General features: G+C 61.3%; 22 protein-coding genes. 6 read left to right on the top strand and 16 right to left on the bottom strand.

Annotation, left to right across the window (positions count from 1 at the left end; genetic code table 11):
• Positions 1-12 precede the first annotated feature (12 nt).
• Entirely contained in the window at positions 13-1,101 is a 1,089-nt protein-coding gene (locus M2103_RS06750; protein WP_277509565.1) for an alanine--glyoxylate aminotransferase family protein, read from the bottom strand.
• Positions 1,102-1,199: 98 nt separating this feature from the next.
• Complete coding sequence (panD, locus tag M2103_RS06745; protein ID WP_277509564.1) at positions 1,200-1,565, bottom strand: aspartate 1-decarboxylase; 366 nt, start codon at positions 1,563-1,565, stop codon at positions 1,200-1,202.
• Between the two features lie 113 nt (positions 1,566-1,678).
• Between panD and lpxK the strand changes: the two genes are divergently transcribed.
• Complete coding sequence (gene lpxK, locus M2103_RS06740) at positions 1,679-2,872, top strand: tetraacyldisaccharide 4'-kinase (RefSeq protein ID WP_108826278.1); 1,194 nt, start codon at positions 1,679-1,681, stop codon at positions 2,870-2,872.
• Positions 2,873-2,922: 50 nt separating this feature from the next.
• Here lpxK and M2103_RS06735 read toward each other — a convergent pair whose 3' ends face one another.
• The gene (locus tag M2103_RS06735; RefSeq protein WP_108826277.1) at positions 2,923-4,362 is read right to left on the bottom strand and encodes a GAF domain-containing SpoIIE family protein phosphatase; all 1,440 of its coding nucleotides are present in this window, start codon (positions 4,360-4,362) and stop codon (positions 2,923-2,925) included.
• Positions 4,363-4,517: 155 nt separating this feature from the next.
• On the opposite strand from M2103_RS06735, the gene M2103_RS06730 reads away from it, so the two are divergent.
• Positions 4,518-5,036 carry a peptidylprolyl isomerase gene (locus tag M2103_RS06730; RefSeq protein ID WP_108826276.1) on the top strand — a complete coding sequence of 173 codons (519 nt, stop codon included), beginning with the start codon at positions 4,518-4,520 and terminating at the stop codon, positions 5,034-5,036.
• Between the two features lie 170 nt (positions 5,037-5,206).
• Here M2103_RS06730 and M2103_RS06725 read toward each other — a convergent pair whose 3' ends face one another.
• On the bottom strand, positions 5,207-6,595 hold the full coding sequence (locus tag M2103_RS06725; protein ID WP_277509562.1) for a TonB family protein: 1,389 nt from the start codon (positions 6,593-6,595) through the stop codon (positions 5,207-5,209).
• A 115-nt stretch (positions 6,596-6,710) separates the two neighbouring features.
• Between M2103_RS06725 and ffh the strand changes: the two genes are divergently transcribed.
• Both ffh and M2103_RS06715 read left to right on the top strand, forming a co-directional pair.
• Positions 6,711-8,060 carry a signal recognition particle protein gene (ffh, locus tag M2103_RS06720; RefSeq protein WP_277509560.1) on the top strand — a complete coding sequence of 450 codons (1,350 nt, stop codon included), beginning with the start codon at positions 6,711-6,713 and terminating at the stop codon, positions 8,058-8,060.
• A gap of 15 nt (positions 8,061-8,075) precedes the next feature.
• On the top strand, positions 8,076-8,444 hold the full coding sequence (locus M2103_RS06715; protein WP_277509559.1) for a hypothetical protein: 369 nt from the start codon (positions 8,076-8,078) through the stop codon (positions 8,442-8,444).
• 58 nt (positions 8,445-8,502) lie between these two features.
• Here the strand turns inward: M2103_RS06715 and M2103_RS06710 are convergent, their stop codons facing one another.
• From M2103_RS06710 to M2103_RS06685, 6 genes are all read right to left on the bottom strand, one after another.
• Positions 8,503-10,050: a cellulase family glycosylhydrolase gene (locus M2103_RS06710; RefSeq protein ID WP_277509558.1), complete on the bottom strand. Its 1,548-nt coding sequence runs from the start codon at positions 10,048-10,050 to the stop codon at positions 8,503-8,505.
• Between the two features lie 294 nt (positions 10,051-10,344).
• Positions 10,345-11,634, bottom strand: coding sequence for a YdcF family protein (locus tag M2103_RS06705; protein WP_277509557.1), 1,290 nt, complete (start codon positions 11,632-11,634; stop codon positions 10,345-10,347).
• A 31-nt stretch (positions 11,635-11,665) separates the two neighbouring features.
• Entirely contained in the window at positions 11,666-12,949 is a 1,284-nt protein-coding gene (locus M2103_RS06700; protein ID WP_277509556.1) for an MFS transporter, read from the bottom strand.
• A gap of 175 nt (positions 12,950-13,124) precedes the next feature.
• Entirely contained in the window at positions 13,125-13,898 is a 774-nt protein-coding gene (locus M2103_RS06695; RefSeq protein WP_277509555.1) for an SDR family oxidoreductase, read from the bottom strand.
• Positions 13,895-15,091: a galactonate dehydratase gene (gene dgoD / locus M2103_RS06690; protein ID WP_277509554.1), complete on the bottom strand. Its 1,197-nt coding sequence runs from the start codon at positions 15,089-15,091 to the stop codon at positions 13,895-13,897. The genes M2103_RS06695 and dgoD overlap by 4 nt, the downstream gene beginning before the upstream one ends.
• 447 nt (positions 15,092-15,538) lie before the next feature.
• Positions 15,539-17,707, bottom strand: coding sequence for a hypothetical protein (locus M2103_RS06685; protein ID WP_277509553.1), 2,169 nt, complete (start codon positions 17,705-17,707; stop codon positions 15,539-15,541).
• 294 nt (positions 17,708-18,001) lie between these two features.
• Here M2103_RS06685 and M2103_RS06680 point away from each other — a divergent pair, with 294 nt between their 5' ends.
• Positions 18,002-19,183: a DNA-binding transcriptional regulator gene (locus M2103_RS06680; protein WP_277509552.1), complete on the top strand. Its 1,182-nt coding sequence runs from the start codon at positions 18,002-18,004 to the stop codon at positions 19,181-19,183.
• Between the two features lie 9 nt (positions 19,184-19,192).
• Here M2103_RS06680 and M2103_RS06675 read toward each other — a convergent pair whose 3' ends face one another.
• Complete coding sequence (locus tag M2103_RS06675; RefSeq protein ID WP_277509551.1) at positions 19,193-20,005, bottom strand: hypothetical protein; 813 nt, start codon at positions 20,003-20,005, stop codon at positions 19,193-19,195.
• Between the two features lie 365 nt (positions 20,006-20,370).
• Positions 20,371-21,384, bottom strand: coding sequence for a hypothetical protein (locus M2103_RS06670; RefSeq protein ID WP_277509550.1), 1,014 nt, complete (start codon positions 21,382-21,384; stop codon positions 20,371-20,373).
• Positions 21,385-21,566: 182 nt separating this feature from the next.
• Between M2103_RS06670 and M2103_RS06665 the strand changes: the two genes are divergently transcribed.
• Positions 21,567-22,214 (top strand): aspartate/glutamate racemase family protein, encoded by a 648-nt coding sequence (locus M2103_RS06665; RefSeq protein WP_277509549.1) that lies wholly within the window; start codon positions 21,567-21,569, stop codon positions 22,212-22,214.
• 49 nt (positions 22,215-22,263) lie between these two features.
• On the opposite strand, the gene M2103_RS06660 is transcribed toward M2103_RS06665, so the two are convergent.
• From M2103_RS06660 to M2103_RS06645, 4 genes are all read right to left on the bottom strand, one after another.
• Positions 22,264-23,040 (bottom strand): DeoR/GlpR family DNA-binding transcription regulator, encoded by a 777-nt coding sequence (locus M2103_RS06660; RefSeq protein ID WP_108826264.1) that lies wholly within the window; start codon positions 23,038-23,040, stop codon positions 22,264-22,266.
• Positions 23,041-23,173: 133 nt separating this feature from the next.
• Positions 23,174-23,623 (bottom strand): tRNA (adenosine(37)-N6)-threonylcarbamoyltransferase complex ATPase subunit type 1 TsaE, encoded by a 450-nt coding sequence (gene tsaE, locus M2103_RS06655; protein ID WP_277509548.1) that lies wholly within the window; start codon positions 23,621-23,623, stop codon positions 23,174-23,176.
• Positions 23,624-23,753: 130 nt separating this feature from the next.
• Positions 23,754-24,722, bottom strand: a complete 969-nt coding sequence (thiL, locus tag M2103_RS06650) for a thiamine-phosphate kinase (protein WP_277509547.1) — start codon at positions 24,720-24,722, stop codon at positions 23,754-23,756.
• A 44-nt stretch (positions 24,723-24,766) separates the two neighbouring features.
• Complete coding sequence (locus M2103_RS06645; RefSeq protein WP_277509546.1) at positions 24,767-25,645, bottom strand: type II CAAX endopeptidase family protein; 879 nt, start codon at positions 25,643-25,645, stop codon at positions 24,767-24,769.
• Between the last annotated feature and the right edge of the window lie 47 nt (positions 25,646-25,692).

Below are 25,692 nucleotides of genomic sequence, written 5' to 3'. Positions count from 1 at the left end.
GAAAGCTGGCGCTTACGCCGCGAGCTTCGGCGTTTTCGCCAGCGCGGCGTCGAGGGAGGCGATGAGCGAGGTGATCGTTTCCACGGTTTCGTCGCCCATGTTCGAGATGCGGAAGGTTTTGCCTTTCAGCTTTCCATAGCCGCCGTCGATCACGAGGTTGTGCTCGGCCTTGAGGATTTTGTTCAGGGCGGCGATGTCGTAGTTGAGCGTGTTGGCAAAGCAGTTCAGCGAAAGCGAGCCGTGGCCTTCCTTCGGGAAGAGTTTGAAGCCTTTCGCAAAGCCCCAGTCGCGCACCATTTTGTTGAGCTGCGCGTGGCGGGCGTGGCGGGCGTCGAGTCCCTCGGCCTTGATGTCGTCGAGCTTCGACTTGAGCGCGTAGATGAGCGGGATGACGGGCGTGCTGGGCGTCATGCCTTTTTCCCAGTTGGCCTGGAATTCGAGGAAGTCGAAATAGTAGCCGCGGCTTTCGACGGTGGCGGCGCGTTCGAGCGCGCGCTTGGAGACCGACATGAGCGAGAGGCCGGGCGGGAGCGCGAGCGCTTTTTGCGAGCCGGTGATGAGCACGTCGATGCCGAGTTCGTCCTTTTTGATCGGGACGACGCTGCAGGAGCTGACGGTGTCAACGATCGAGATGACGTCGGGGAAGTCGCGCAGCACGGCCATGAGCGCGGGCAGGTCGCTCATGCAGCCGCAGGAGGTCTCGTTGTGGATGAGGGTGACGGCGTCGTATTGGCCGGTGGCGAGTTCCGCGCGGAGCGCGTCGGGTTCGACGGGCTGGCCCCACTCGACTTTGAGCGCGCCGGCGTCCTTGCCGCAGCGTTTCGAGACGTCGAACCATTTGTCGGAGAAGGCGCCGTTCATGCAGTTGAGCACCTTCTTTTTGACGACGTTGCGGATTGCGCCTTCCATGCAGCCCCACGAGCTGCTGGTGCTGATGTAAACGGGGTCCTTCGTATACATCAGCGCCTGGAGTTCGGGCTGGACGGCGTTGAAGAGCGCGACGAAATCGGCGCTGCGGTGTCCGATCATGGGCTGGGCCATGGCGCGGAGCGTTTTTTCAGAGACGGCGATCGGGCCGGGGATGAAGAGTTTGTAGCTCATGAGGAAATTTTCGATTTTGGATTTTCGATTGATTGATTGAAATTTTTTGCACGGGTGTGCGTTAGGTTGAATCTTGGCGTTTTTCAGGCCGCCGCGCGTCACTTGTGGGAAAGTTTCACGATTTTCTTGTTCGCCTCGGAGAGGAGGAGCACTTGCGGCTTCCAGTTTTCGGCCTCCTTTTCGTCAACAAAGGCGAAGTTCATGATCGTGATGAGGTCGCCGCGCTTGCCGAGGTGGGCGGTCGCGCCGTTGAGGCTGAAGATGCGCGAACCGGCGGGGGCGGGGATGGCGTAGGTTTCGAAGCGTTCGCCGTTGGCGAGGTTGCTCACGAGGATTTTTTCGTAATGGCGCAGGCCGACCATTTCCATGAGCTCGATGTCGATGGCAAGGCTGCCCTCGTAGTTGAGGCTCATGTCGGTGACTTCGGCACGATGAATTTTGGATTTTACGAGATTGAGTTGCATGGTTGGATCAACTTCGTGATAGAAGTCTGTCAACGAACGCCACACCGCCCTCATCGTCAATACTCAATCCCAACCGCAACGATCCACGCCTTTTGTAAAAGCCCGCACCGCAAATGTCCTCCTGGTTTCAAAGAAAAATCCGCAGCTTCGAAGCTTTCGCCATCGATGTGATCTTCGGGCGCGCGGAGGGGACGGCGGCGACATTGTTCGCGGGATTTTTGCAGGTGCTGTCGTTTATGTTCAGCGGGATTGTGCAGGCGCGCTACTGGCTTTACCGGAGGCGCATTTTTCATGATCAGCCGCTCGGGTGCCTCGTCGTCGTGGTGGGAAACCTCACGGTGGGCGGCACGGGCAAGACGCCGGTGGTGGAAAAATTCGCCGCGGCGCTTCGCGATCGCGGGCGCAAGGTCGCCATCCTCAGCCGCGGCTACAAGAGCAAGTCGCCCCCGTTCTGGCGCAAGTGGATCAACTGGATCACGCACGCCGCGGAGCCGCCGCCGCGCATCGTGAGCGACGGCAAGACCGTGCTGCTCGACTCGGAGCACGCGGGCGACGAGCCTTACATGCTCGCTCGAAACCTGCCGGGCGTGCTCGTGCTCGTGGACAAAAACCGCGTGAAGGCCGGCATGTATGCGATCAAGAAATTCGGCTGCGACACGCTCGTGCTCGACGACGGTTTCCAATACCTGCCGCTCAAGGGGCGGCTCAACCTGCTGCTCGTTGACAAGACCAACCCGTTTGGCAACGGCAACCTGCTGCCGCGCGGAATCCTGCGCGAGCCTATCAAGCACATCAAGCGCGCGAGCTACGTTTTCCTCACAAAGTCCAACGGCCAGCGCGACCTGGAGCTGGAGGAGCTTATCAAAAAACACAATCCGCACGCCGACATTATCGAGTGCGCGCACCGCCCGCAGTATTTGCAACGCTTCGGCGCCGGAGCCGATGAGAAACAGCCGCTTGATTTTCTGAAAGGCAAGCGAGTGGGCACGTTTTCGGGAATCGCGGTGCCGGAGAGTTTCGAGAAGTTTGTTCGCGATCTCGGCGGCTCGATTGTTTTCACGCGCCGGTTTCTCGACCATTACCGGTTTAAGAAATCGGATTTCGAATCGATCTTCAAAGAGGCGATCGAGAAAAAAGTGGAGTTTATCGTGACCACCGAGAAGGACGCCGTGCGCATCGATCCCGGCATGCCGTGCCCCGTGCCGATCTATTACCTGCGGCTCGAGATCGAGATTCTTCAAGGCGCGGCCGACTTCAACGAGGCCGTGGAGCGCATCTGCTTTCCGGGCGCCGCGGCGTTGCCGTGATTTTTTTGCGCCGCGGGTTCGCTGCTGGCACGGGACGCCATGTGCGCGGCTCAAACGCGCTTGATCGTCACCAGCGTGTAATCGTCGCGCTGTTTTTCCGGGCCGGCAAAGCGCGACACGCTTTCGAGCACGTGGTCGTTGATTTCCTTCGCGCTGCCCTTGCGCGATGCGCGGACGGCGTCCATGAGCCGCGCGCCGGAAAATTCCTTCCCGTCCTCGTTTGGCATTTCCGTGATCCCGTCGGTGTAGAGCACGAGCGACTCGCCGCGCATCAGCGGTTCGTGCCGGTCCTTTATGATCTCGGCGAAAATCATCTCCTCCACCATGCCGATGGGCATTCCCTCGGAGCCGATAAACTCGCCCTTGAAGTGTTTGTCCGCGCGATCCTCGCGCGCGAAAAACGGCAGCTCGTGCCCCGCGCGCGCAAACGTAACCTCGTTGTATTCCGTGTCGATGATCGCAAACACCATTGTGATGTAGAGCCCCTGCTGGATGTCCTCGGACAGCACGTGGTTGAGCTCCACGAGCACACGCGCGGGCGACTCGAATCGCGGCGCGATCTGGCGCAGGTTGGTGCGGCAAATCGCCATCAGCAGCGATGCCGCGACGCCCTTGCCCGAAACATCGCCCACCGCCACGCCGAGCTTCGTTTCGGACAGCACAAACAAGTCGTAGAAATCGCCGCCCACTTTTTGCGCGGGCGAGTAACGCGTGTCGATGTCGAACCCATCGATCTGCGGCACCCCGTGCGGCAGCAGCATTTGCTGGATGTTGCTCGCGAGCGAGAGATCCATGTCGAGCTGCTTTTTCTCCAGTTGGAAGTTGATGAAATCGACCGTGTGCAACGCGATCGCCGCCTGCTCGGCGAGCGATTGCACCAGTGAAAAATCCGTTTGCGTGAACGGATGGCTGCCCGCCGGGTTGGTCACCGCGAGCACGCCGAAAAACCGTTTTCCAAATGTCACCGGCACGGCGATGATCGAGCGCACCTCAAGCGCCGGGTCGTAATGCCGGACCACGCGCGGGTCGGCCTTCGCATCGGGAATCAACTCCCCCTTGCCGGTCTGCGCCACGTTTCCCACCACACCATCGCCGACGGGAAATGTTTCCGACTTCAACACCTGCTCGATGAACTTCGCCCGCGAAATGATTCCCGCCCGGCCCGAGTCCGGCAGCGGCTTGTGCGGCGGGAATAGCCCCTCCACCGCCACGCCGCGCATCATGTTGCCCGCGGTTTTTTCAAATATGCACGCGCTGAGCGCGCCCGTGCACAAAATCGACGCGTGCACGATGCGCTGATAGAGCGCCTCGCGACGGGGATTGTCCGCCATCGCCTCCGCCATGTGGTGCATGAAGTCCACCACGATTTGCGTTTCCTGCGAAACCACCTGCCGGTCGTCCTCGGCGGGCGCGGCGCCGCGGCGGGCGCGGCAATAAAACAAAAATGCCGCGAACGCACCGACGAGCAGGCCTGTTAAAAACAAATACATTTCGGGATGGCTCCAAGGAAACAACCTGCGCGCTCCGCATTCAACAAAATCTCCAGCCGGCGTTCATTTTTATTTTCGCGTCTCCATCAATTTTGACCGTCCGTTTCTGCTTCCCTTTCAGCCCTTCTGTCCTTCAGTCTCTCGGCCTTTTACACATGAGCACCACCAACACAGCACCCGAAGAACACGCGATCCTGAAAACCTCCTACGGCGACATGACCATCAAGTTTTGGCCCGACGTCGCGCCCAAGACCGTGGAGAATTTCAAGAAACTCGCGCGCGAGGGTTTTTACAACGGCACCGCGTTTCACCGCATTATCAAGGGCTTTATGATCCAGGGCGGCTGCCCCAATACCAAGGACGGCGAAAGCGGCCTGCCCGGCACGGGCGGCCCCGGCTACCAGATCAAGGCCGAGTTTAACGCCAAGCCGCACGTGCGCGGTGTCATCTCGATGGCCCGCTCGCAGCATCCCGACTCCGCCGGCAGCCAGTTCTTTATCTGCCACGGCGACGCGCGTTTCCTCGACAAGCAATACACCGCCTTTGGCGAACTCATCGCCGGCGACGATGTGCTCGAGCGCATCGCCACCGTTCCGACGCAGCCCACCGGCGAGCGCAGCACGCCCATCGACCGCATCGGACTCACGAGTGTCGAAATCGTGCCCGCCGCGTGATCGGCGCATTCGCATTTCGTTTTCTGTTCGCGGCGGCCACGCTGCTGCAAAAACCAAGCCAAAAAAACGCCCGCAATCAACCGCGGGCGTTTTTTGTATTCAAAAATCAATTACAGTGACCGGTTGTGTTTGAAAAACGGCGATGTCGTTTCCTTGAGGGGGAGGAATGCCTAAAACGAGAACGGCACGCGCACGCGCGCCTCGGTTGGCTGTCCGCCGCGAGTCAGCGGGTCAAACACCCACTGGTTGAGCGCGGTCACCGCCGCCCAGCCAAACTCGGGGTGCGACGCCTGCACTATGCGCGGCAGGCATGCGCGCCCTTCGCGATCAATGATGAACTCGATTGTGGTCTCGCCTTTTACCTCTTTGCCGGCGAATGCCCGCGGGGGAACGGGAGCGGCGCGCCACACAGGGCGCGGCCTTCCGTCGAGTCCTCGCGCGCCCAGCACTTCGTTTCCGTTTGCCAGGTGACGAATCATGCGCATCTCGCTCGACTCCGCGATTTCGCCGTTGGCGTTTATGACCGGCTCCGCGGGCGGCTGCTTGAAAACGTGCCTCCACGTCATTCGCAACGACGCGGGTTTTAGCGTTTTGGTGCCCGCCTTGATATAACTTCCCTCAAGCGCCGCCACGAGCGAGCGTCCACATTCCGGATCGCTTGCCGAAAGCACCTCGATGTCGCGGATTTTATTGGTGTCGCTGACGGTGAATCGCACCACGGCCTCGCCCGATTTCCCCGTTGTTGCGAGCTCGTATGGAAAAACCGGGTCCACCATAATCACTCGCTCCGGTTCTTTTTCGCAATAGCTGTCAATCGAAACGCCTTCGGGCGGCGCCATGGTAAAAACGTCGGTGTCGGTTTCATTTTTCTGCCGCTCGCCCCACGCCGAGAATTCCAGCGACGCCCGCGTCTTTCCCGGCAGCGCCAGGTCGCCCTGTTTCGCGGGCTCGAACTTCCACTCCTTGAACTTCGCCTCCGAGCGCCGCACAAAATCGGGATGCGTCGAGTCGAGCACCCGCACCCTTGATACATTCCCCCCGGCGTCGATCATCAGGTCGGCGAAGACTGTGCCTTTAGTGATGCGCGATTCCAGCCACGCCGGAAAGGTCGTTTCCACCGGCTGTGAAACAATCTTTGGCGGTGTCTTCTTCAAGGGGTAGGGCATTGATTCGCGCGGGGGCAGCAGGCCTGCCGTTCCTATTTCCGACAGTTTGAAAAACAAACGCACGCCCATTCCCACCGGAATCGGCTTTCCTTCGTCGAGGCCCGGCGCAAACACCCATTTCCCGACTGATTCGAGCGCGGCTTCGTTGAAGCGTTTGTCCGACGATTTGGCGACACGCAGTTTGCCGACCTCGCCCGTCTCGCTCACCACAAAACGCAATTCCACGCGCCCCTCCACATTCTGTTTTTCCAACTCCGGCGGATACACCGGCGGCGTCCAGCTTTTCACAAGCGGATCCCCGCTCGGCGCGCCGGCAGGGACCGGAGTTTGCGCGCGGGCGGCCGTTGAAAACAAAATCATTGCAATCGCACAGGCGAGGGGTCGGTAACGCATGACGCAAACCCTCCCGCAAATCGGACGCGATGGTCAACCCATTTGCGCGCGCGCAATTTGCCTCAAACAAATCTGGCCATTTGTTTGCGCGTGAGTTCATTTGTGCGCTTTTCACATGTTCGAATCGCTCACAGACAAACTTTCGCAGGCGCTCCGCAATCTCCGCGGGGTTGGCAAACTATCCGAGGAAAACATGGCCGAGGCGCTCAAGGAAGTGCGCGCGGCCCTGCTCGGCGCCGACGTGCACTTCAAGGTCGCGCGCGAATTCGTGGAGCGCGTGCAGCAGCAATGCGTCGGGCGGGAAGTGCTCAAGGGCGTCTCGCCAGGCCAGCAAATCGTCAAGATTATCAACGACGAATTGGTGCGCTTGCTCGGCGAGGGCGCGACCGAGCTTTCCGCGGCGCGTCCGCTGAGGGTGCTCATGGTCGGCTTGCACGGCTCGGGCAAAACGACATCAAGCGCCAAACTCGCGAAACTGCTCAAAAAACGCGGCTACCGTCCGATGGTTGTGGCGTGCGATATTTACCGCCCGGCGGCCATCGACCAACTGGAGATTCTGGCGAAGGCGGAGGAGGTCGCGTTTTACGCGGATCGCAACTCGAAGGACGTTCCCGCCATTGGCGCGGCCGCGCTTGAGGCGGCTCGCGAGGCGACGTGCGACGCGATTATTTTTGACACCGCCGGACGCCTGCAAATTGACGAGACGCTGATCGACGAGGTGAAAAAACTTCGCGCCCGCGTGCAACCCGACGAGGTGTTTCTCGTCGCCGACGGCGCGCTTGGCCAGGAGGCGGTCAACGTGGCAAAGGCGTTCAACGACGCGCTGCAACTCACCGGCCTCATCCTCACCAAGCTCGACGGCGACGCGCGCGGCGGCGCGGCGCTCTCGATCAAGTCGATCACGGGCGTGCCGATCAAGTTTGTCGGCACCGGTGAGAAGACGGAAAACTTCGAGATATTTTATCCCGACCGCCTTGCCTCGCGCATCCTTGGCATGGGCGACGTGGTTTCGCTCGTCGAGCGCGCGCAGGAAAACATCGACCAGAAGGAGGCGGAAAAGATGGCGGAGAAACTCCGCAAGGCCGACTTCAACCTGGAGGATTTTCTCGGGCAGATGCGCCAGATCAAAAAAATGGGCTCGATGGAAAGCATCATGGGCATGCTTCCGGGCATGAACGGCGTCAAACTAGACGGCGACGCCGAGAAACAAATGGCGCGCACCGAGGCGATCATTCTCTCGATGACGCCGCAGGAGCGCCGCAAGCCCGAGCTCCTGAACGGCAGCCGCCGCCTTCGCATCGCGAACGGCGCGGGCGTGAAAATCATAGAGGTCAACCAGCTCATGAAACAATTTCAGCAAATGCAAAAAATGATGAAGATGCTGAAGGGCGGCGGAGGCCGCAAAATGATGCGCCAGATGCAAGCCATGCAGGCCAAGGGCGGTGGTGGAATGCCGAGGTTTTGAGGACACCGTTTTCCAATGGACTGGGGCACGATACAGCGTTTTTTGGTGTTTTTAGGCGGGCCTCTCTTGATTGGTTTTCTACTGAGCCGGTTTTATCCAAAATCTGTCAGAACTTCATACTGGGGGCTATTTTTTGTAGCTACACTTTTGATTGCTGGTGGCGCCAATGACATCAGAACAAAAACTTTCACTGGAAAAAGAGGTGCAGGATTGATGACAGGCGCCAGCGCGCAAATTATGGGCGCCGCTGTGCTTGTCATGGGGCTCTGTCTTTTTGTAGCGGCTATCCGCCGATACAAAATTGAAAAAGCGAAACACGAAAAAAACGTCGCTGAGGAAGCCGAAAGACGCCGCATCAGGCGCAAACAACGTCGGAAATCTTAACCTCGAAAATTTCATGCGTAGGGGCGCCGCTTGCGACGCCCTTACGGCTCGATTTCGGTTATTTTTTACTCGGCTCGAACTTCACAAAATCACCAAACGTCAGCAGCAGCGGGTAGTCGGTTATGCGGATGTTTTTCAGGGTCCAGGAATTGCCCTTGTAGCGCGATTGGACCATCATTTCGTCGGGCACTTCATAGACGTCGCCGGTGATCAGGTCCACTAGGCGCACGGGTTTCGGAAGGCCGGTGAATATCATCGTGGTCGCGCTTTCGAAGCTCGTCGTGAGCAGGTCGGTCGCGTTCCAGTAGAGGAAGCCGCGCGCGCCGTTGGACTTTTCCAATGCGAGATATTGCAGAGGATGATCGTCGAAGCCGACTTCTTTTCCGTATGCGCCTTCGCCGGGGACGATTTGCAGCGCAATGTTTCCCGTGGTGACGTCGTCGGTGAAAACGGAGCAGAGGTTTTGCAGCGCGTAGTAGGAGGGCTTGGGCGTGTATTCGCCGGTGGAGCGGCCGTCCTCGTCGAAGTCCGCGCCGAGCACGCCGAAGTATCCATAATCCAAATACGAGGCTTTTTCGCCGACTTTGCCGTCGAGCGCCTCGATCATGTCAACGGTCGTGAAATACGAGGTGAAATCGACGTCGAACGAAATGTCGGTGACGAGGTGTCGCAGCAACAGCTTGGCCTGGTTTTGCGGCGTCCACGCGCGGTAGCGCAACGCGCCGCGTCCGTCGGGGCGCGATTGCGTGCCGGACTCGCCCTGCACCATTTTGATGTCGGGGTTGTGGGCGCGCACGAGCGCGCGCATGGCGTCGTAGCGGTTTTTGTATCCGAGCTCCGTGATCGCGTAATAGTGATACGAAAAAATGTCGAGGTGCGCGGCCATGCCGGTTTCGAGCGCGGCGGCCATGTAGCCGAGGTGCTTGAGCGAGCCGGAGGTGACACCGCCCGCGATTTGCGCGGAGGGATCGACGGCGCGGATCGCCTTCGATGTGGCGATCACAAACTCGCCGTATTCCGCCGGGTTCACGCCGGTTTTCCAACAGTTGAGCGCGTTGGGTTCGTTCCAGATTTCGTAGAGTTGGACGCGTCCCTTGAAATGCTTGACGAGGGCCGTGACGTAGGCGGCCCACGCGCGTCTTTCCTCCCCGGTTTTCACGGGTGGCACGCCGACGGCGCCGAAATATTTTTTCGCCTCGGGCGTGTAGAGTTCGTTGCCGTAGCAGAGGTTGATCCACGGCGTCATGCCGCGCTTGATGAGGTTGTCCACCACGCTGTCGAGCCACGCGAAATCATATTGGCCTCGAACTTTTTCGGTGCGCTGCCAGCCGGACTGGATGCGCACCCACTTGACGCCGAGCGCGCCGACTTTGTCGTAGGCTTTTTCCGGGTCGAAAACATTACGGTCGAGTTTTTCGAAGCCGATGCCGATGCGCGGGCTGACGCCTTCGACCGATGCGCGCGGGGTGACTTTGCCGATCCGTTTGAGCTGCACGGGCGCCGCTTTTGGATGGACGGTTTGTGCCGTCGCGGGGAGGCACAGGGCCGTGGCGAGGAGGGCGGGCGCGACAATGCGGAGGAGTGAGGTGAGGGATTTTGGTTTCATGTTATTGGGTTTAAAAAACTGACATTGCATGAAGCCCAACGGGCTTCTGTCTTTTAGCCCGGGGTTGCGAGCGCGGCGAGCTACCCCGGGAATGATAAGCATTACAACCAACCCCGACGGGGTTGTGGCCTGTTTGCGCACCGTGCGTTTTCAACGAACGCAACCCTTTCAGGGTTGTGTTTTCTTTTTTATCCCACCCGGGGTAGGCGCTCGTTTCTCGCACCAACCCCGGGCTAAAAGACGCATCCCCGTCGGGGATGGGTGGGCGCGCATTTTCAATTTTCCAAAACACCGTCATGGGTCGAGCGGGTCGGTGCCGACTTGGGTGGAGAGCGGGGAGAGTTTGCCTATGAGTTCGAGCGGGCCGGCTTGGGAGACGAGCGTGAAGGGCGAATAGCCGAGCTCCTTTTTGGCGTTTCTTTGGAAGCGCGGGCTGACGATGTAGTTCACGTGCGTGTCGGTGGTGAGCACGCGGATGGTTTTGTCCAGGGGCGCGCCGAGGCGGATGAGCAGGCGCGCGGTGTTGCGGTAATTGGTGGTGGTGTGGCGGGCGTGCGGGTCGATGATGATGCATTCCTCCGGCACGCCGAAGTCGCGGACAACGACGCGTTTCATTTCAACCGCTTCGCAATAATTGGTGCCGGAGGGCCAGACGTAGCCGCCGGTCAGCACCAGAAACGCGGAGTCGCCCTCGCGGAATCTGCGGATGGCGGCGTCGAGCGAGGCGCGGCCCGTCGGGCTGAGGGGCACGCCGGAGATGTGCGCGCCGTGGCCGAGCACGAGCAGGGCGGTGTGCTTGTAACGCGTCCAATCAATCTTCGCGGCGCGGGCAAATGCGGCCTGGTTTTCACCCGCGTGCAACGGCTCGAAACGTCCGGCATAATCGCGCTGGTGCGCTTGCAGGAGCATGACCGCGAAACGGAGCGAGGGCTGGATGAAAAGCCGCGCGGCCTCGGGGTCGTCGCGCACGAGCACGAGAAGTTCGCGTGTCGTTTTGACGTGGTAGGCGGAGGCGGGATCGTAGGCGAGCGCGTCGATTTTTGCGTAGCGGGGCGGAACGCCGAGCGCGTAGGTTTTGATGACGAGGTTGACCATGCCGGCGGCATCGCCCCAGGCGCGCGCGAGGAAATCGGCGTCGGGGAGTTTTTCGTGGAGCGCGAAAAGACCGCTCGGGCGAAGGTTGTCGCGGACGGCGGCGCGGAGCGCGGGACTGTCGGCGAGGAGGCCGCGGAGGATTTCGGCGACTTGCTGAATCTCGGCGTCGGACCAGAGGAGCGGGTCGATTTGCGCGGTGAGGGCGTCGAGGGTTGTCGCATCCTTGCTCGCCGCGGCGGAGGCCGGGATCGCGCGGAACTTGGCTTGCGCAAGCGCGGCGAGTTCGGGATGCGCGGCGAGCGCGGCGCCGACGGCGGGATCGCTTTCGAGGACGGCGAGCAACGGGAACGTCTTTTCGAGAAGCGGATTGCTCCACGTGACGGGGCCGGCGCGACCGGTTTTCGGCAGCGCGGAAAACGCGGACGTCGCGAGGACGCAGAGCAGGGCCGGAATGACAAGGAGGCGTGCGGCGGCGCGGGGGAATTTCATGGGCGGAATTGTTGTCCGGTTTTGGGAAAAATCAAACCAGACCGACACGGTCGCGGCGGAATGTGCGCGCGCGGGCGAAACCCACGGCGATGGCGCCGACGAGGTAAAGCGAGGCGAGCACGGCGAACCCGCGCGTGAGCCCGGAGCCGTCGGTGTAAATGTCCTTCATGCGTCCGAGCAGCAGCGGCGAGAGCGAGCCGACGAGAAACGCCATCATGGTCATCATCGACACGGCGGTGGCGCGGAAGCGCGGCGGAATCACGTCGAAGAGCGAGGCGTGGGTGTTGCATTCGTAGAGGCCGCGGAAGAGGCCGAATGCGGTCATGGCAACGCACACGGAGACGAGGCCCGGCGCCATGGCCATCCAGAAAATCGCCGGCGCGCCGAGCGCCATCGCGACGGTTTGCAACTCCAGGCGCGCGGTCGGGCGGGTGCGCGCGCGGTAGTCCGAAAACGCGCCGCCGGCGAGCACGCCGGCCATGGCGCCGAAGTGGTGGAAGAACATCGCGTAGCCGCCCGCCAGCGTGAGCGAGAGGTTGAACTTGTCCTGAAGAAACGAGGGAGCCCAGACGACGTAGGCGTTGTTCACGCAAACGATGGCGGTGAACGCGACCGTGAGCAGCAGCGCCGTCGGCGTGCGAAAAATCATGGCGAACGACTGGAAGAGCGTCGGCTCCGCGACGGGGGCGGCGGCGGGCGGCGCGTCCGCGGGCGGTGGCTCGAGCGACTTCTCGTCATTTGTGTCGCGCAAGCGGAAGATGAACACAAAGCCGAGCAAGATGCCGCAGCCGCCGAACACGTAGAACGCGGAGCGCCAGCCCCAGCAGTCGGCGATCCAGCCTCCGAGGAAGCCGCTGGTCATCACGCCGATGTAGAGCGCGGTTTGGTGGACGGACATGGCGATGCTGCGCGTCGAGCGGTGAAACTTGGCGAGCAGAGAATACGCCGAGGGCGCGTAAAAGGCCTCGCCGCCCGCGGTCGCCACGCTGCGCAACGCCACGAGCGCGACCACGCCGCCGGCGAAGCCGGTGAAGAGCGTGGCGGTGCTCCAGAATATCAAGCAGCCGGTGATGACGCGCGTCTTGGAAAACCGGTCGCCGACAAAACCCGCGAAGGGCATCAGGATGGCGAGCGTGAAGAAGAGCACCGAGCCGACCAGGCCCTCCTGCGAACCGGTGAGCAGCAGCTCGGCGCGGATTTGCGGCAGCACCACGCCGAAGATCGCGCGGTCGCCCTGGTGGAAGAAAAACGCCAGGCAGAGCAGCGCGAGCAGCTCCCATTTGTAGCCCGGACGGAGTGGTTTTTGAGGTTTCATGCCAGATGTTTTGGTTTTTTGGGTCTAATGCGTGCTTCGGTTTGGTTTGGTCTTGTAGGGGCGCACCTTGCGTGCGCCCTTGTATGCGAAGGACTGTGCGCGTGCGCACACCCAAAGCGGGCTGACACGAGGGCGCACGCAAGGTGCGCCCCTACGGGATTTGCGGCGGCTGGTTTCATGTTTCGAGTGCTTGCGGGACGAGTTGGACCGAGCAGCCGCCGTCAATCACCAGCCGGGAGCCGGTGATGCGGCGCGCCTGTTCCGAGGCGAGAAAGAGCACCGAGTCGGCGATGTCGTCGCCCGTCGATTCCCAGCCGATGGGCACGATGGCGCGTCGCTGCGCGGCGGTTTCGGGCGTGATGTGATCCCAGCGGTTGGTGCGAATGTAACCGGGCACGACGGTGTTGACGCGGATGTTGTGCCCGCCGAGTTCGAGCGCCATCGCGCGGGTGAGCGCCTCGATCGCGCCCTTTGTCGCGCAATAAATGCTGCGGTTGCGGATGGCGCGCTGCGCGGTGTTGGAGCCGAGGTTCACAATCGCCCCGCCGCCTTGCGCGATCATGAGCCGCGCGGCTTCCTGGCCGCACAAAAACGTGCCCATGAGGTTCACGCGGACGACGTTTTCCATCACTTCGAACGGCATGTCCGCGAACGAGTGGCCGATGGCGTGCTGCACGGCGTTGTTCACGAGGATGTCGAGCCGGCCCCACTTGTCGCGCACTTGCCGGAACATGCCCGCGATGCCCTCGCGTTTCGTGAGGTCGGCGGGCAGCGCGAGCACGTCCGCTCCGGTGGCTTCGCTGATTTCGGCGGCGGCGCGCGCGGTGGCGTCGGGGTCGATGTCGTTGATCGCGACTTGCGCGCCCGCGGCGGCGAAGCGGCGCGCGATGGCGAAGCCGGAGTTGGCTGCCGCGCCCGTGACGAGCACGTGTTTTCCTTGGAAGTTCATTGTTGTTTTTTCGGAGTGTTTGAAGTTTCGGGATTGAAGTAGGAGACGGCGTCAGGCGGGCGGATTTGCGTGAGCGCGCCGGTGTAGTGCCGCAGGTTGCGCGGCTCGTAGGGATGCTTCGCAATTTCATCAATGCGCAGGTCGATGCCGAGGCCGGGCCCGTCGGGGATGAGCAGCGCGCCCGCCTCGAAACGCGCCTGCTCGGTGCTGATTTCGCGGCGGTGCGGCACGTCGTTCGACATGGTTTCGAGCAGGAAAAAGTTGGTCGTGCACGCGGCGAGTTGCAGCGTGGCGGCGTTGGCGACCGGGCCGGACGGGTTGTGCGGGCAGATCGCGATGTGATGCGTCTCGGCCATCGCGGCGATTTTGCGCAGCTCGCCGATTCCGCCCGCATGGCTCACGTCGGGCTGCACGTAGTCGGCGGCGCCGCGTTGCAGGAGCGCGCGAAAATCCCAGCGGCTGTAAAGGCGTTCGCCGGCGGCGATGGGCACGCGCACGCGCTGCTTCACCTCGGCGAGCGCGTCGAGGTTGTCCGGCGGCACCGGCTCCTCGAACCAGGTGATGTCAAACTCCTCCAGCCGTTGCGCGATGCGGATCGCCGTGGGCACGTTGAAACGTCCGTGGCCCTCGATCAAAATATCCACGTCGGGGCCGACCGCCTCGACAACGGCCTGCACGCACGCCATCGCGTCGTTGAGTTCGCGCTTGCCGATGTTCATGTAGGCCGAGCCGAACGGGTCCCATTTCAGTCCGCGGAAACCCTGAGCGACGGCGACGCGCGCTTTTTCCGCAAACTCGTCCGGGCGCACCGCCGGCGCGAACCAGCCGTTCGCGTAGCACGGCACGCGGTCGCGCACGCGTCCGCCGAGCAACTGCCACACGGGCACGCCGAGCGCCTTGCCCTTGATGTCCCAGAGCGCCATTTCGACTGCGGAGAGCGCGCTCATCAGCACCGGTCCGCCGCGCCAGTAAACGTCGCGGTAGGTGTCGTGCCAAAATGCCTCGATGTCGAACGGATCGCGCCCGACGAGATAGCGCTCAAGCTCCTTGCACGCTTGCGCGACGGTTTGCTCGCGGTATTCGAGCGTGGCCTCGCCGACGCCGTGGATGCCGTCGTCGGTGAGCACGCGCACAAAAACCCAGTTCGTGCGCCACGCGTGGCAGATGTGTGTTTCGATTGCGGTGACTTTCATGGTGAATGGAATTGGAAATCGCTTAACATTGGTGGAACGACGGCATACACGACGCCAACGGCGTCACACAACTTAGCCCGGGGTGAGCGCGTAGCGCGCAACCCCGGGTTACCGATACCACAAGACCGGCGCCCTGAAGGGGCGCGACAACATGTTACGGTGCGCGCTGATTTGTTGCGCCCCTTCAGGGCGCTGTATTCAAAAAATAGCATACCCAGGGTGTCGCAGACTCCACCCTGGGCTAAGTTGTGACACGCCTTTGGCGTGGTTACAGTGCGGCCAACATTGCGGCCAACGTAGCGCAGACTGCCAAGTCTGCCTTCCATTAATTGCGTGATTTTTTCAAGGGCAGACTTGGCAGTCTGCGTTACAACGGCAAACGGATGCGTGGGGATGGGCGAGCGGTTGGTTTGCGTTTTCATGCCGGTGTTGTTTGGGGCTGGCGTTTCATTTGCGCACTCCAAACCGCGTTTCGTAGAGCGTGGCGGCGACGTCGCGCACGGCCTCGATGGTTTCGGCGTAGGGCGTGTCGCAAATGTCGAGCAGGCCCGTTTGGTAATTTTCGCCGTCGAAACGCCCGGTCGTCGGCTGGTCGTAATATTGAAACCAATGCGTGCCGATGATCGCCGGGTTGCGCAGGCCGCTGCGCACGTATTCGCGGTAGGCGAGCGCGCGGGCGTCCTGGTCGGCCACGCGCACGAGGGCGGCGCAAAACGGCCCGCGATCAAGCGCGCCGAAGTGGAACTCCCCAATCAGCACGGGCATGCCCTTCGCGGTATCGAGGATGGCGGGAAGCGTGGCGAGACTCGACGCGTAGATGTTGATGCTGATCACGTCGCAGTGGCGCGCGGCCACGCGCGTGACAAACGCGCTGCCGCTGCCCGCGAAACGCGCACCGAGATACAGGTGATTCGGCGACGCGGCCTTGACCGCCGCGCGGCAGCCGGCGAAATATTTTTCGACGATGTGTTCGCTCAACATTTCGAGGTCGGCCTTGGCGGCGGGGTGTGTTTTGTCGGGCGGCGCGGTTGCGGCGAGTAGCGCGTCCCAACTTTCGTGCGCGGTCGCCCACGCGGTGTTCAGCGCGGCAATGTCGCGGTATTTTTTTCGCAGCACGGAAACGAGAGCGCGCTTGGCGGGTTGCGAGGCCGGTGAGGCGAGCGTGACCTCGGCGGCATGCCACGAGTTGCCCCAGCGCAGCTCGTTGTCCACGAAGAAACCGAGGCACCACGGGTCGTTGAGCGACTCCCTCAACTCGGTGCGCATGGTGTGCTCCATGTGCCGCTCCCACGCGGGGTCGAACGGATCGGGCAGCTTGCCCCAGCTTCCGCCGGACGCCTCGATGCGAAACTCCGACGCGCCCATCGGCGCGGAGTAGAGAATCGCCGTGTAGGGAAATTTGCGGCGCAGGTAAATGTCGGGATCGGAGGAGTTGGCGATGGTGTTCAATCCCCAGCTTTCGAGGCGCCGCAGCGCGCGCGCCTTGTGCGCCGCCTCCCAGTCCGCGCCGTGCTTGCGGAAAAGATTGGCCTCAAGAAAATCATAAACGGCGTGCCTGCCTTTTCCCAAATAATAGCCGCGCGTCGAGGGCGACTCGTCGCCGTAAAACCGCGCGAGCGGCGACGCGGAATCTTTTGGCGGCAGCGTGAAGAAATGCTCGCGGTCGGGAAGCGGCGTGCCGCGATAAACGCCGCCGACGCGCTGAAGCGTGGCGACGCGCACCACGCCGTGCGACCAAAAGAGCCGCCCCTCCGGATCGACGAGCCACCACTGGCCGTCGATTTTTTCGACGCGGAAAAATCCGGTCGCGCGATGCTGCGGCCCAGCCGCCCAGCCGCCGTAACGGTTCCATTTTGCGGGGCGTGGATGCGCGGCGATGTCGGCGTCCTCGGCGTTCAGGCGCGCGGCGAAATCGCGCTCCGATTTTATTTTGCCAGGCCACTCGCGGTGCGCGTATTGCCCGAATTCATCCACGAGCGGAAACACGCGGCTTTCCGGCCAGTCGCGCCATGGCTCGGGCACGCCGCGCGCGACGACTTTGCCGATGGCGAAACGTTGTCCGGCGCGCGCGTTTTTTGCATGGATTTCGATGCGCGCGATGCTTGCGCCGTCCATGACCCCGTGGCGGGCGAACTCCCGCGGCTTGCCAACGAGCGAGATCAGTTTGCCGTCGAGCGGCGATTTGTTTTTGCCGGTGATCGGCACCGTTACCCACACGACCTGGCCGCCCACGGGCAGCGTCGCCGGGGCGCGATAGTGCCTGTGATGAATTTTGACCGGCCCGGTGGCCGAGGCGGCGTCGAACACCGCAAGCTCAACATCAACCGGCTCCGTCCCGAGGTTGCGGAACGGCACGGCGATTTCGGCAAACGCCTCCAAATCCCACGAGCCCGCGCCCGCCTCCGGTCTCACGGAAATGCCGACGCGTTTTGCGTCGCGTGGTGCGGTTAGTTCGAGCCAGCCGGATTCGTTGGGCGCGGCCTCGGACGAAAGCGTTTTCACTCCGGCGGCGGGCCAGCGTTCCCAGCCGGCCACGGTGCGCGAGGGTGATTCGTCTTGCGCAAAAAGAGGGGTGACCAAGCCGATGGCGCCGACGCAGGCGGCGAGAAAACGCATGGGGGAATACATGTCCGCAAAGGCTGGATTCACGACCCGCGAAGGCAAACAGCCATTTGCGGCAACCCGTTTCTATTTTGCGACATTGACCCGGGAAATGAGAAACACGGACGGAGACGAATTCTTTCCGGGGAGCACACGCGTCCCGCGTGTCTTGTGCGGCGTCCCGCCGCGCATGGGCGAGGGTTCGGGCGGGACGCCCAAACCAGCACGCGGGACGCGCGCGCTCCCCAAGCCGATGATTTCACGAAGAGGTCTATTGACCGGCACTGGCGGAACGCTTCTTCTCGACGCATGCCTCGCAACCGCAACAAGCCCCGCGCACGCCGCAAGCCCGGCGATCCGCTGCATGTCGCCGTGTGCATCGACACCCGCGACGGCCCGGGGCGCGAACGCCTGCTCGGTTGCTACCAATACGCGCTCGAGCGAAACTGGCGTCTCTACCTGATCCGGCAGGACAACGCGGACGAGATCGCGAAACTCGCGGGCATTTCGCTGGACGGCGCGATCTTTTACGACCGCTCGCGCGAGTTGCAGGAGGCGGTGAAAAACAAGAACGTTGTTTGCGTGGAGACAAGCGCGCGCCACCTGCCGCTGGACGACGCGGCCGTGTTCGTGGACGACGAGGCGCTCGTGCGCGTGGCGGTCGAGCATCTCCGCGCGGTGGGATTCGAGTTTTTTGGATACTGCGGACTCGCGGGCAGCAGCCCGTCGTCGACGCGCGCGAAACACCTCATGGCGCTCTCGGGTCCGGCCGGGCACACGTTTGAGGACCAGCGTCGCGACGGCCAGATGGACATTGAAAAACTGATGCGCTGGCTGCGCTCGCTGCCAAAACCCGTGGGCGTGCTCGCCTTTGACGACAAGATGGGCGAGCGCGTGCTCGCCGCGTGTCGCTGGGCGGGAATCCGCGTGCCGGACGAAGTCGGCGTGATCGGGATCGGCGACGACGAATTGATTTGCGAACTGACCCTGCCGCGCCTCACCAGCGTGGCCCTGCCGACGCGCCGAATCGGACGCGCCGCGGCGGAAACGCTCGAGCACTTGTTGTCGGGAAAAACGCTGGCGCAGGAAAAACGCTGGCAGCGCGTCGCGCCGCTGGAGGTTGTCAGCCGCGCCTCGACGGACCGACTCCCGCCCGCGCGCCCCGCGGTGTTGAAGGCGGTCGATTTCATCCGCGCGGAAAGCCACAGGCTGATCGGCACCGACGAGGTTGCGGAGGCGGTGGGCATGTCGCGACGCACGCTCGAACGCGCGTTCAACGCCGACCTCGGGCAAACCGTGCACGATTTTTTTGTCGAGCTGCGCCTGCAAAACGCGAGGCGGTTGCTGCGGCAAACGGAGATGCCGCTCGAAGCCGTGTCGCGAGGCAGCGGCTACTCGTCGCTGTCGTCATTCATGCGCATGTTCGCCGCGCGCACCGGCAAATCCCCGCGCGAATACCGCGAGCACTACAGACGGCAGGGGAAGGGGTGAGGGAGGGCTTTATTGCAAATAAAGGGTTAGCCCAATGACCCATTTGCCGTTTTCCTTTCTGGTAGAGGCCACGCCACCGCCGTGCATGCCACTATCGGAAAACTGAAGTTCGGCTGCATCCGGTGAAGTAAACTGAATTTTATAAATGAACTCATCTCGCCGGTGATGCTGGCCTTGAATGAAAGCTTCGATTATCTCGTAAAAATCGTCTTCGCGTTCTTTCGGCACGGATGACAAATCGAACCGGTCATCCAGCAGGTATCGGAGTGTGTTTTTGCGCGCGCGGAAATCCGCTGGTTTTATTTTGAGGGAACGATTCCAGTTTTTAGTTTGGGCCCGCATGAACGGCGCCCAACGTCGAGCCCATTCCTTTTCGCCCCATTTTTCCTGGGGGACGTTTAGTATGAGGAGCTTGGCGCATGCGGCCTTGATTTCCATGTCAACAGTGGGGGCGTTTCTCCTCATCTTATAAATTTGAAGCGCGAGATAATTCCGTTTGTTCCATTCGCATTCGGCGATGCAGTATTCCACATAGTCGCTCGCCGATTCTGGTTTTCCGGCAATGTCGTAACCCATTGTGACAAGAAACGGAATGTCATTTATGATTGCGATGGGTTCGAGCGGCCACGGTTTGCCATCTTCTCGCGGCAGGCTGTCGGGCGCGCCCCACATGGGAGCACGGAATGCGCCGTCCTTGCGGGCGACAAAAAGCATGCGGCAGAGCGCGACTACTTTGCTGCCATCGGACCGCTTGGCGAGTTTGCGCAAAACGGACACAGCATGTTCCTCTCCTTGTTTTTGCAGTGCGACGGCGAGTTTCATGTAGCCTTTGGGATCGAATGAAACCTCGGACTGCTCTTTCGTTTTTTCGCTGTAATTGTGGAATAACGGCGGAAGCTCGGCGAAAAGCTCCTCGATTTCGGCAAAGGTTTTGGGACCGCTGCTTTCCTTCATTCGCTTCGCAAGCTCTTCCTTGTTTTGATTTGTCGCGGAGGCATGCAAAAAAGGCGTGGCGATCATTGTGATCGCAAGTGTCAGCATCAGGTAACAGAAGGTGTTCATCGAGGGTAGTTACAATTCATGGAATCAACGGTGGTGTGTATCAAATGTTAATGCCCGCGCTTTTTTTTCTAAAGTTGGCGTGATTTTGTCGCAGCAGCGGTGCATGTTCGGGCAAAATTTTGCGGTTACTCGATATAGAAAAACTCGGCGCTCCATTGGCCTATCATTTTCGTGAGGGAGGCGCCGCCACCATGGCGAGAGTCGTTGTCGAAAAAATTAAGGTAGGCCTTGGTTGGCGAGGAAAAGGAAATATTGGTTATGGAATTATAAAGATATCGCTCCTTGTGCAAATAGACGGTGAGAATTTCGCAGAAATCTGCCTCGCGCTCAGGGGGAATGGAGTTGATATTGAATGAGGCGCAAAGTGCTTTCCGCAGCGCGGCACGACGTGAACTGAAATCGCCGGGGAGGGCAGGGTTTTTCTCAGGCGGAATCTTGCGTGAAGAATCCTGCCATATTGTTGGAGTATCCGCGCGGTGCGAGGCGTGGCGAACTTGAGTTTGCACGAAATTGATCCAATCTTGGTTGATCCACGGGCCTTCCGGCGAGATGTCGATCAGGATCTTGGCGATGGCCAATTCGATCACTCTTTGCTTTGCGGTGTAAAACTGTTGCGTGCGCCAGTCACATTCCGCCACGCAGTATTCGATGTAGCTTTCGGCGGATTCAACTTTTCCGGCAAGCGCATGGCCTCGGGTGACGAGGACGGGCACGCCCTGCATGATTGCAATGGGTTCGAGCGGCCATTTCTTGCCATCGGGGCGCGGCAGGCTGTCGGGCGCGCCCCACATGGGCGCGCGAAATACGCCGTCCTTGCGGGCGACAAAAAGCATGCGGCAGAGCGCGGCGACTTTGCTCCCGTCGGGGCGCTTGGCGAGTTTGCGCAACATGGGCACCGCATGTTCCTCCCTTTGTTTTTGCAGCGCCGAGGCGAGTTTCATGTAACCTTTGGAATCGAATGAAACCTCGGACTGCTCTTTCGCTTTTTCGCTGTAATTATGGAAGAACGACGGAAGCTCGGCGAAAAGCTCCTCGATTTCGGCAAAGGTTTCAGGGCCTCTGCGTTCCTTGATCCGCTTCTCTAACTCTTCCTTTGTTGGATTTGGCGCGGAGGCGTGCAAAAAAGGCGTGGCGATCATTGCGGTTGAGAATAATAGAATCAGATAGCAAAAGGTTTTCATGGTGGGGAGTAGAATAATCCATGTGGTAAACGGCGCTGTGCGACAAATATTAATGCCCGCGCGTTTTTCGGGACGCATGCCGGGGCGCGCCTGTTTTTTCGGATTGAATCCTGCCGATCCTGTCCATCCTGTCTTCGAGCATGAAACTAGGCGTATTTGACAGCGGCATCGGCGGCGAAGCAGTGGCCGACGCATTGCGAAAAACTTTTCCCGGGGCGGAGGTTCTCGTTGTCAACGACCGCGCCAATGTGCCCTACGGCGGCAAATCACCCGAAGCCGTGCTATGCCTGACAGACGCGGCGATCCAGTCGCTGCTCGCGAGCAAATGCGATGTGATCATTCTTGCGTGCAACACCGCCACCGCGCTCGCAATCGACGCGCTTCGCGAAAAATATCCCGCGCAAAAATTCATCGGCATCGAACCAATGGTGAAAACGGCGGCCGCGTTGACGCGCGGCAAAATCGTCGCAGTTTGCGCAACGTCGGCGACGCTGGCCAGCGCGCGTTACAAACGGCTCGTGCGCGATTACGGGGCCGGGTTGCGCATCATCGAGCCGGATTGCGGTGAGTGGGCGTGCCTGATCGAAAACAATCTGATGAACCGCTCGCACATTCAGAAAACGATCGAGGGTGTGTGCGAGCAGGGCGCCGACGTGATCGTGCTTGGTTGCACGCATTATCACTGGATCAAGGAACTGATCACCGAGCTTGCCGCCGGGCGTGCGCGTGTGATCGAGCCTTCCGAGGCGATTGGCCGTCGCGTGAAAACGTTGCTGGCGCTTGATTGACTAAAAAACGTCAGGAGGGTTCCGTCGCTGCGAAATCACCGCGCGCGGTTTACGCGGGAACAATCCGGCTTTTGTCCAGCTCGATTCCGGCCTCGGCGAGTTGCGCCGGCGTTGTGTTCGTGACGAGGCAGCCGACTTTGTCCCACGCGATGACGTGGTGCGGCGTGTCGCGGGCGAGCTTGGTGGCGTCGATGCAAAAAACATTTTTCGCCGCATGGTCGAGCACCGCGCGCTGCAACTGCACGAGTTCGGGATGCGAATTAAAAACCCCCTTCGGGTTCATCGCCTCGCCGCCCAGAAAAGCGGCGTCGAATTTCCAATCCGCCAGCGCGTCCGGCGCGTGCTTGTTGAAAAGCGACGCCTGGCGGTGCAGGAAAACGCCTCCGAGCAAATGCAGCGTGATGCCGGGCGCGCCGCCGATCACCGAGGCGATGGCGAGGCTGTTGGTGACGACGGTGAGCTGCTGCCCCGGACGCCGCGCGAGCAGCCGCGCAAGCGCGAGCACCGTCGTGCCCGCGTCGAGGAAGATCGTGCCGTGGAGTGGCGCGCGTTTGATTGCGGCGCGCGCAATGAGCGCCTTGGCCGAACGGGCGCGCTTGGCGCGTTCGCCGATCGATGCGAAGGAGATGTTGTAATCGGCCAGCGCGCCGCCGTAAGTGCGCGTGATGTGTCCCTCCGCCTCGATTGCAGCGAGGTCGCGGCGCGCGGTGGCCTCGGAAATGCTCAGCCGCGCGCAAATGTCGGCGATGGGCAGAAAGCCGTCGTGCCGGATAAGGGTGCGAAGCCGCTCGCGACGAGCTTCAACAATATGCAGGGGGACGCGCATGAGGATTCAAATTTATGAGGCGCGATTGTTTTTAAAATATGATTGAGGTCAATCGTTTGAAAATGTGGCCGCGCGCAGTGTGGAGGCGGACATTTGCCCGTCAGCGAAACGGCTTCTTCGTTTTTGCCTGTGGCTACGCCGCGGATTTGTCCAGACGCACGAAGTGATTTTGTTCGGGGGTGATTCCGAGGCTGAAATGCCAGGCGGTTTCGGGAAGCCATGAGGCGATTTTTTCAGGCCACTCAACGGCGAGGATGTAGGGCGTGATCAGAAAATCCTCCAGCATGAGCGAGTCGATTTGGCGGTCGTTTTCGAGGCGGTAGGCGTCGAGGTGAACGAGGCTGGCAATCGGGCCGCGGTGGATTGTGAAGATGGTGAACGTGGGGCTTGTGATTGAGCTTTGGATGCCGAGACCGTGCGCAAGACCCTGAACGAAGGTTGTTTTGCCCGCGCCGAGATCGCCATGCAGCGCGAGCGTGGCGTTGCGCGGAAGCACGTGCGCGAGGCGTTCGGCGAGCGAGCGTGTTTCCTCTGCGGAATGCGTGGTGAGGCCGGCGCGGAGTTGTTGGAGAAGATCGGACACGGGAGAAGCCGGAGGCGGAGTTAGCGGATTACGGTTTGCGGTTTTCAGTTGGGCGCGGGCGCGCCGGTTGGAACTTTGATGGCTTGGATAACTGTAAACGGTGAACTGTAAATCGTGAACCTCACAAACATCAGCGGGCGATTGCGAGGTGTTCGTAGCCGTGATGGGCGGCTAGGTCGATGGCACCGGGGGCGCGCGGCGCGTGCAACGGGACAAATCTGCCGATGCGAGCGAGCGGGGTTTTCGGAAAACGCGCGCGCCATTTTTTCTCGAAGGCGGGGAAGTTTGTTTTTGAGGCGACGGTGAAGAGGATCTCGTAGTCCTCGCCGTCGCAAAGCGCGTGGGCGAGGGGAGGGCGGTTGTCGCCGCGCGCCATTTTTTTCGCGGCGGCGCTGATCGGAATGGCCGTGGCGTCGATCTCCGCCCGCGCCCCGGCGGGCGTGAGCGAGTGAAGGTCTTTTGCGATGCCGTCGCTGATGTCCATCATTGAGCGGACTTCGGCGCGAGCGGCGAGCCACGCGCCCTCGGCGAGACGCGGCGTGAAACGATAGTGTTTTCCCAGAAGGCTTCCGCCAAGCGTGCCGGTGGTGTAGATGTGATCGCCCGCGCGCGCCCCGGTGCGCAGGAGCATGCGGGGCGTCGTGGCACGCCCGATGAGCGTGAGACTGGCGGCAAGCGCGCCGGTGTTTTGCGCGATGTCGCCGCCGATGACGCGAAGCCGGTATGCGCGCGCGCAGGAGGCGAGTCCGCGGTAGAATTGTTCGAGCCATGCGATGCGCACGCCCGGATCGAGCGTGATTGCGAGCACGGCGGCGACGGGCGCGGCGCCCATTGCGGCGAGGTCGCTGAGGTTGCGCTTGAGGAGCTTTGCCCCGACCGCGCGCGGCGGCACGGCGTCGTCGAAATGGCGCCCGTAAATGACGGGGTCGACGGTGACGGCTTGGGCGCGTTTCGAGGGCGCGAGAACGGCGCAATCGTCGCCGATGCCGAGCGGCGCGGGCGGCGAGACGGGGCCGAGCCAGCGGCGGATGGATGCGATGAGTTTTTCCTCGCCGAGCGCGGAAACGGTTTCGCCGGGTTTGCTGCTAAACGGGTGCATGTGTGTTGGCTGGCGCGGGCGTCGGAGGGCGCGGGGATTGGAGGCTAGTTTGCAAGGCCGAGGAGAATGGTGAGGATTGTGCTGAGGTTTAGCAGTGCGTGCGCGATGATTGGAACCGTGAGGCGTCCGGTGCGCTCGTAGGAAACCGAAAGGATGACGCCGAAAATGAAGAGGAGCGGAAACACGCGCAGGTTAAAATGCACCAGCGCGAAAACAAACGAGGGGATGATGAGCGCGATCAGGCGCTGGGTGCGGGTGCGGATGTAGCCAAAAAGCCCCCCGCGAAAAATCGCCTCCTCGGTGACAGGCGCGATGACCACGGCTATGAAAGCAAGCGCGGCAATGCGGGCGGGCGAAGTTTCGTTGATGAAAATTTGGACGAGATCCTGGCTTGCGGCCTCGGCACCGGCGCGGTCGAGCAACCAGTCCCAGGCGAACGCAACCGGAATGAAAACCGTGCGCGCGATGCAGAAAACCCCGATGCCAACGAGAATGGCCTGGAGCAGCGGGATTGGCTTGGCTGGCTTGGGTTGCGCGTGCGCGAGGATTGCGAGGCGGGGCAGGCGTTCCATGACCAGAAGAAAGCGCCGGGCGTAGAGCACCGCGGCGATTGCGCCAATGTCGAACGCCCCTTGCGAGAGCATCTGGTTGAAGCCGTTTTTAAGGGAAAAGTCGGAATGAATCCACTTGCAGCATTGCACGAAGAGGCTTTGCGCGAAAAAGGCGGCGAAAACCACGAGGATGCACATTGCCGCGAAATAGGGCCACGAGGCGGCGATGTGCCGGACGCGCGAGTATTGCACGGTCTTGCGCGCGGTGGGACCCAGTTCCCAATGCCACAGCAGAAACAATCCCGCGATGCAGATGGCGGACATCGTGATGATGAGGGAAACGGGCGTGGATGCGTCAGTTGAGGCGGGCACGATTGGAAGGGTGCGGGTGGGTTTGCGGTTTACGGTTGGGCGCTTCC

The sequence above is a fragment of the Ereboglobus sp. PH5-5 genome (assembly GCF_029504805.1).
Taxonomy (GTDB): domain Bacteria; phylum Verrucomicrobiota; class Verrucomicrobiia; order Opitutales; family Opitutaceae; genus Ereboglobus.
This window is presented reverse-complemented; position numbering and strand designations above follow the sequence as displayed.

Coding starts and splice junctions, on each gene's coding strand:
- M2103_RS06715 (WP_277509559.1), top strand. CDS start 8,076: ATGGACTGGGGCACGATACAGCGTTTTTTGGTGTTTTTAGGCGGGCCT.
- lpxK (WP_108826278.1), top strand. CDS start 1,679: ATGTCCTCCTGGTTTCAAAGAAAAATCCGCAGCTTCGAAGCTTTCGCC.
- dgoD (WP_277509554.1), bottom strand. CDS start 15,091: ATGAAAGTCACCGCAATCGAAACACACATCTGCCACGCGTGGCGCACG.
- M2103_RS06670 (WP_277509550.1), bottom strand. CDS start 21,384: ATGATCGCCACGCCTTTTTTGCACGCCTCCGCGCCAAATCCAACAAAG.
- M2103_RS06750 (WP_277509565.1), bottom strand. CDS start 1,101: ATGAGCTACAAACTCTTCATCCCCGGCCCGATCGCCGTCTCTGAAAAA.
- M2103_RS06695 (WP_277509555.1), bottom strand. CDS start 13,898: ATGAACTTCCAAGGAAAACACGTGCTCGTCACGGGCGCGGCAGCCAAC.
- M2103_RS06705 (WP_277509557.1), bottom strand. CDS start 11,634: ATGAAATTCCCCCGCGCCGCCGCACGCCTCCTTGTCATTCCGGCCCTG.
- M2103_RS06725 (WP_277509562.1), bottom strand. CDS start 6,595: ATGCGTTACCGACCCCTCGCCTGTGCGATTGCAATGATTTTGTTTTCA.
- M2103_RS06700 (WP_277509556.1), bottom strand. CDS start 12,949: ATGAAACCTCAAAAACCACTCCGTCCGGGCTACAAATGGGAGCTGCTC.
- panD (WP_277509564.1), bottom strand. CDS start 1,565: ATGCAACTCAATCTCGTAAAATCCAAAATTCATCGTGCCGAAGTCACC.
- M2103_RS06730 (WP_108826276.1), top strand. CDS start 4,518: ATGAGCACCACCAACACAGCACCCGAAGAACACGCGATCCTGAAAACC.
- M2103_RS06675 (WP_277509551.1), bottom strand. CDS start 20,005: ATGAAACTCGCCGTCGCACTGCAAAAACAAGGAGAGGAACATGCTGTG.
- M2103_RS06735 (WP_108826277.1), bottom strand. CDS start 4,362: ATGTATTTGTTTTTAACAGGCCTGCTCGTCGGTGCGTTCGCGGCATTT.
- thiL (WP_277509547.1), bottom strand. CDS start 24,722: ATGCACCCGTTTAGCAGCAAACCCGGCGAAACCGTTTCCGCGCTCGGC.
- M2103_RS06685 (WP_277509553.1), bottom strand. CDS start 17,707: ATGCGTTTTCTCGCCGCCTGCGTCGGCGCCATCGGCTTGGTCACCCCT.
- M2103_RS06680 (WP_277509552.1), top strand. CDS start 18,002: ATGCCTCGCAACCGCAACAAGCCCCGCGCACGCCGCAAGCCCGGCGAT.
- M2103_RS06710 (WP_277509558.1), bottom strand. CDS start 10,050: ATGAAACCAAAATCCCTCACCTCACTCCTCCGCATTGTCGCGCCCGCC.
- M2103_RS06660 (WP_108826264.1), bottom strand. CDS start 23,040: ATGCGCGTCCCCCTGCATATTGTTGAAGCTCGTCGCGAGCGGCTTCGC.
- ffh (WP_277509560.1), top strand. CDS start 6,711: ATGTTCGAATCGCTCACAGACAAACTTTCGCAGGCGCTCCGCAATCTC.
- M2103_RS06665 (WP_277509549.1), top strand. CDS start 21,567: ATGAAACTAGGCGTATTTGACAGCGGCATCGGCGGCGAAGCAGTGGCC.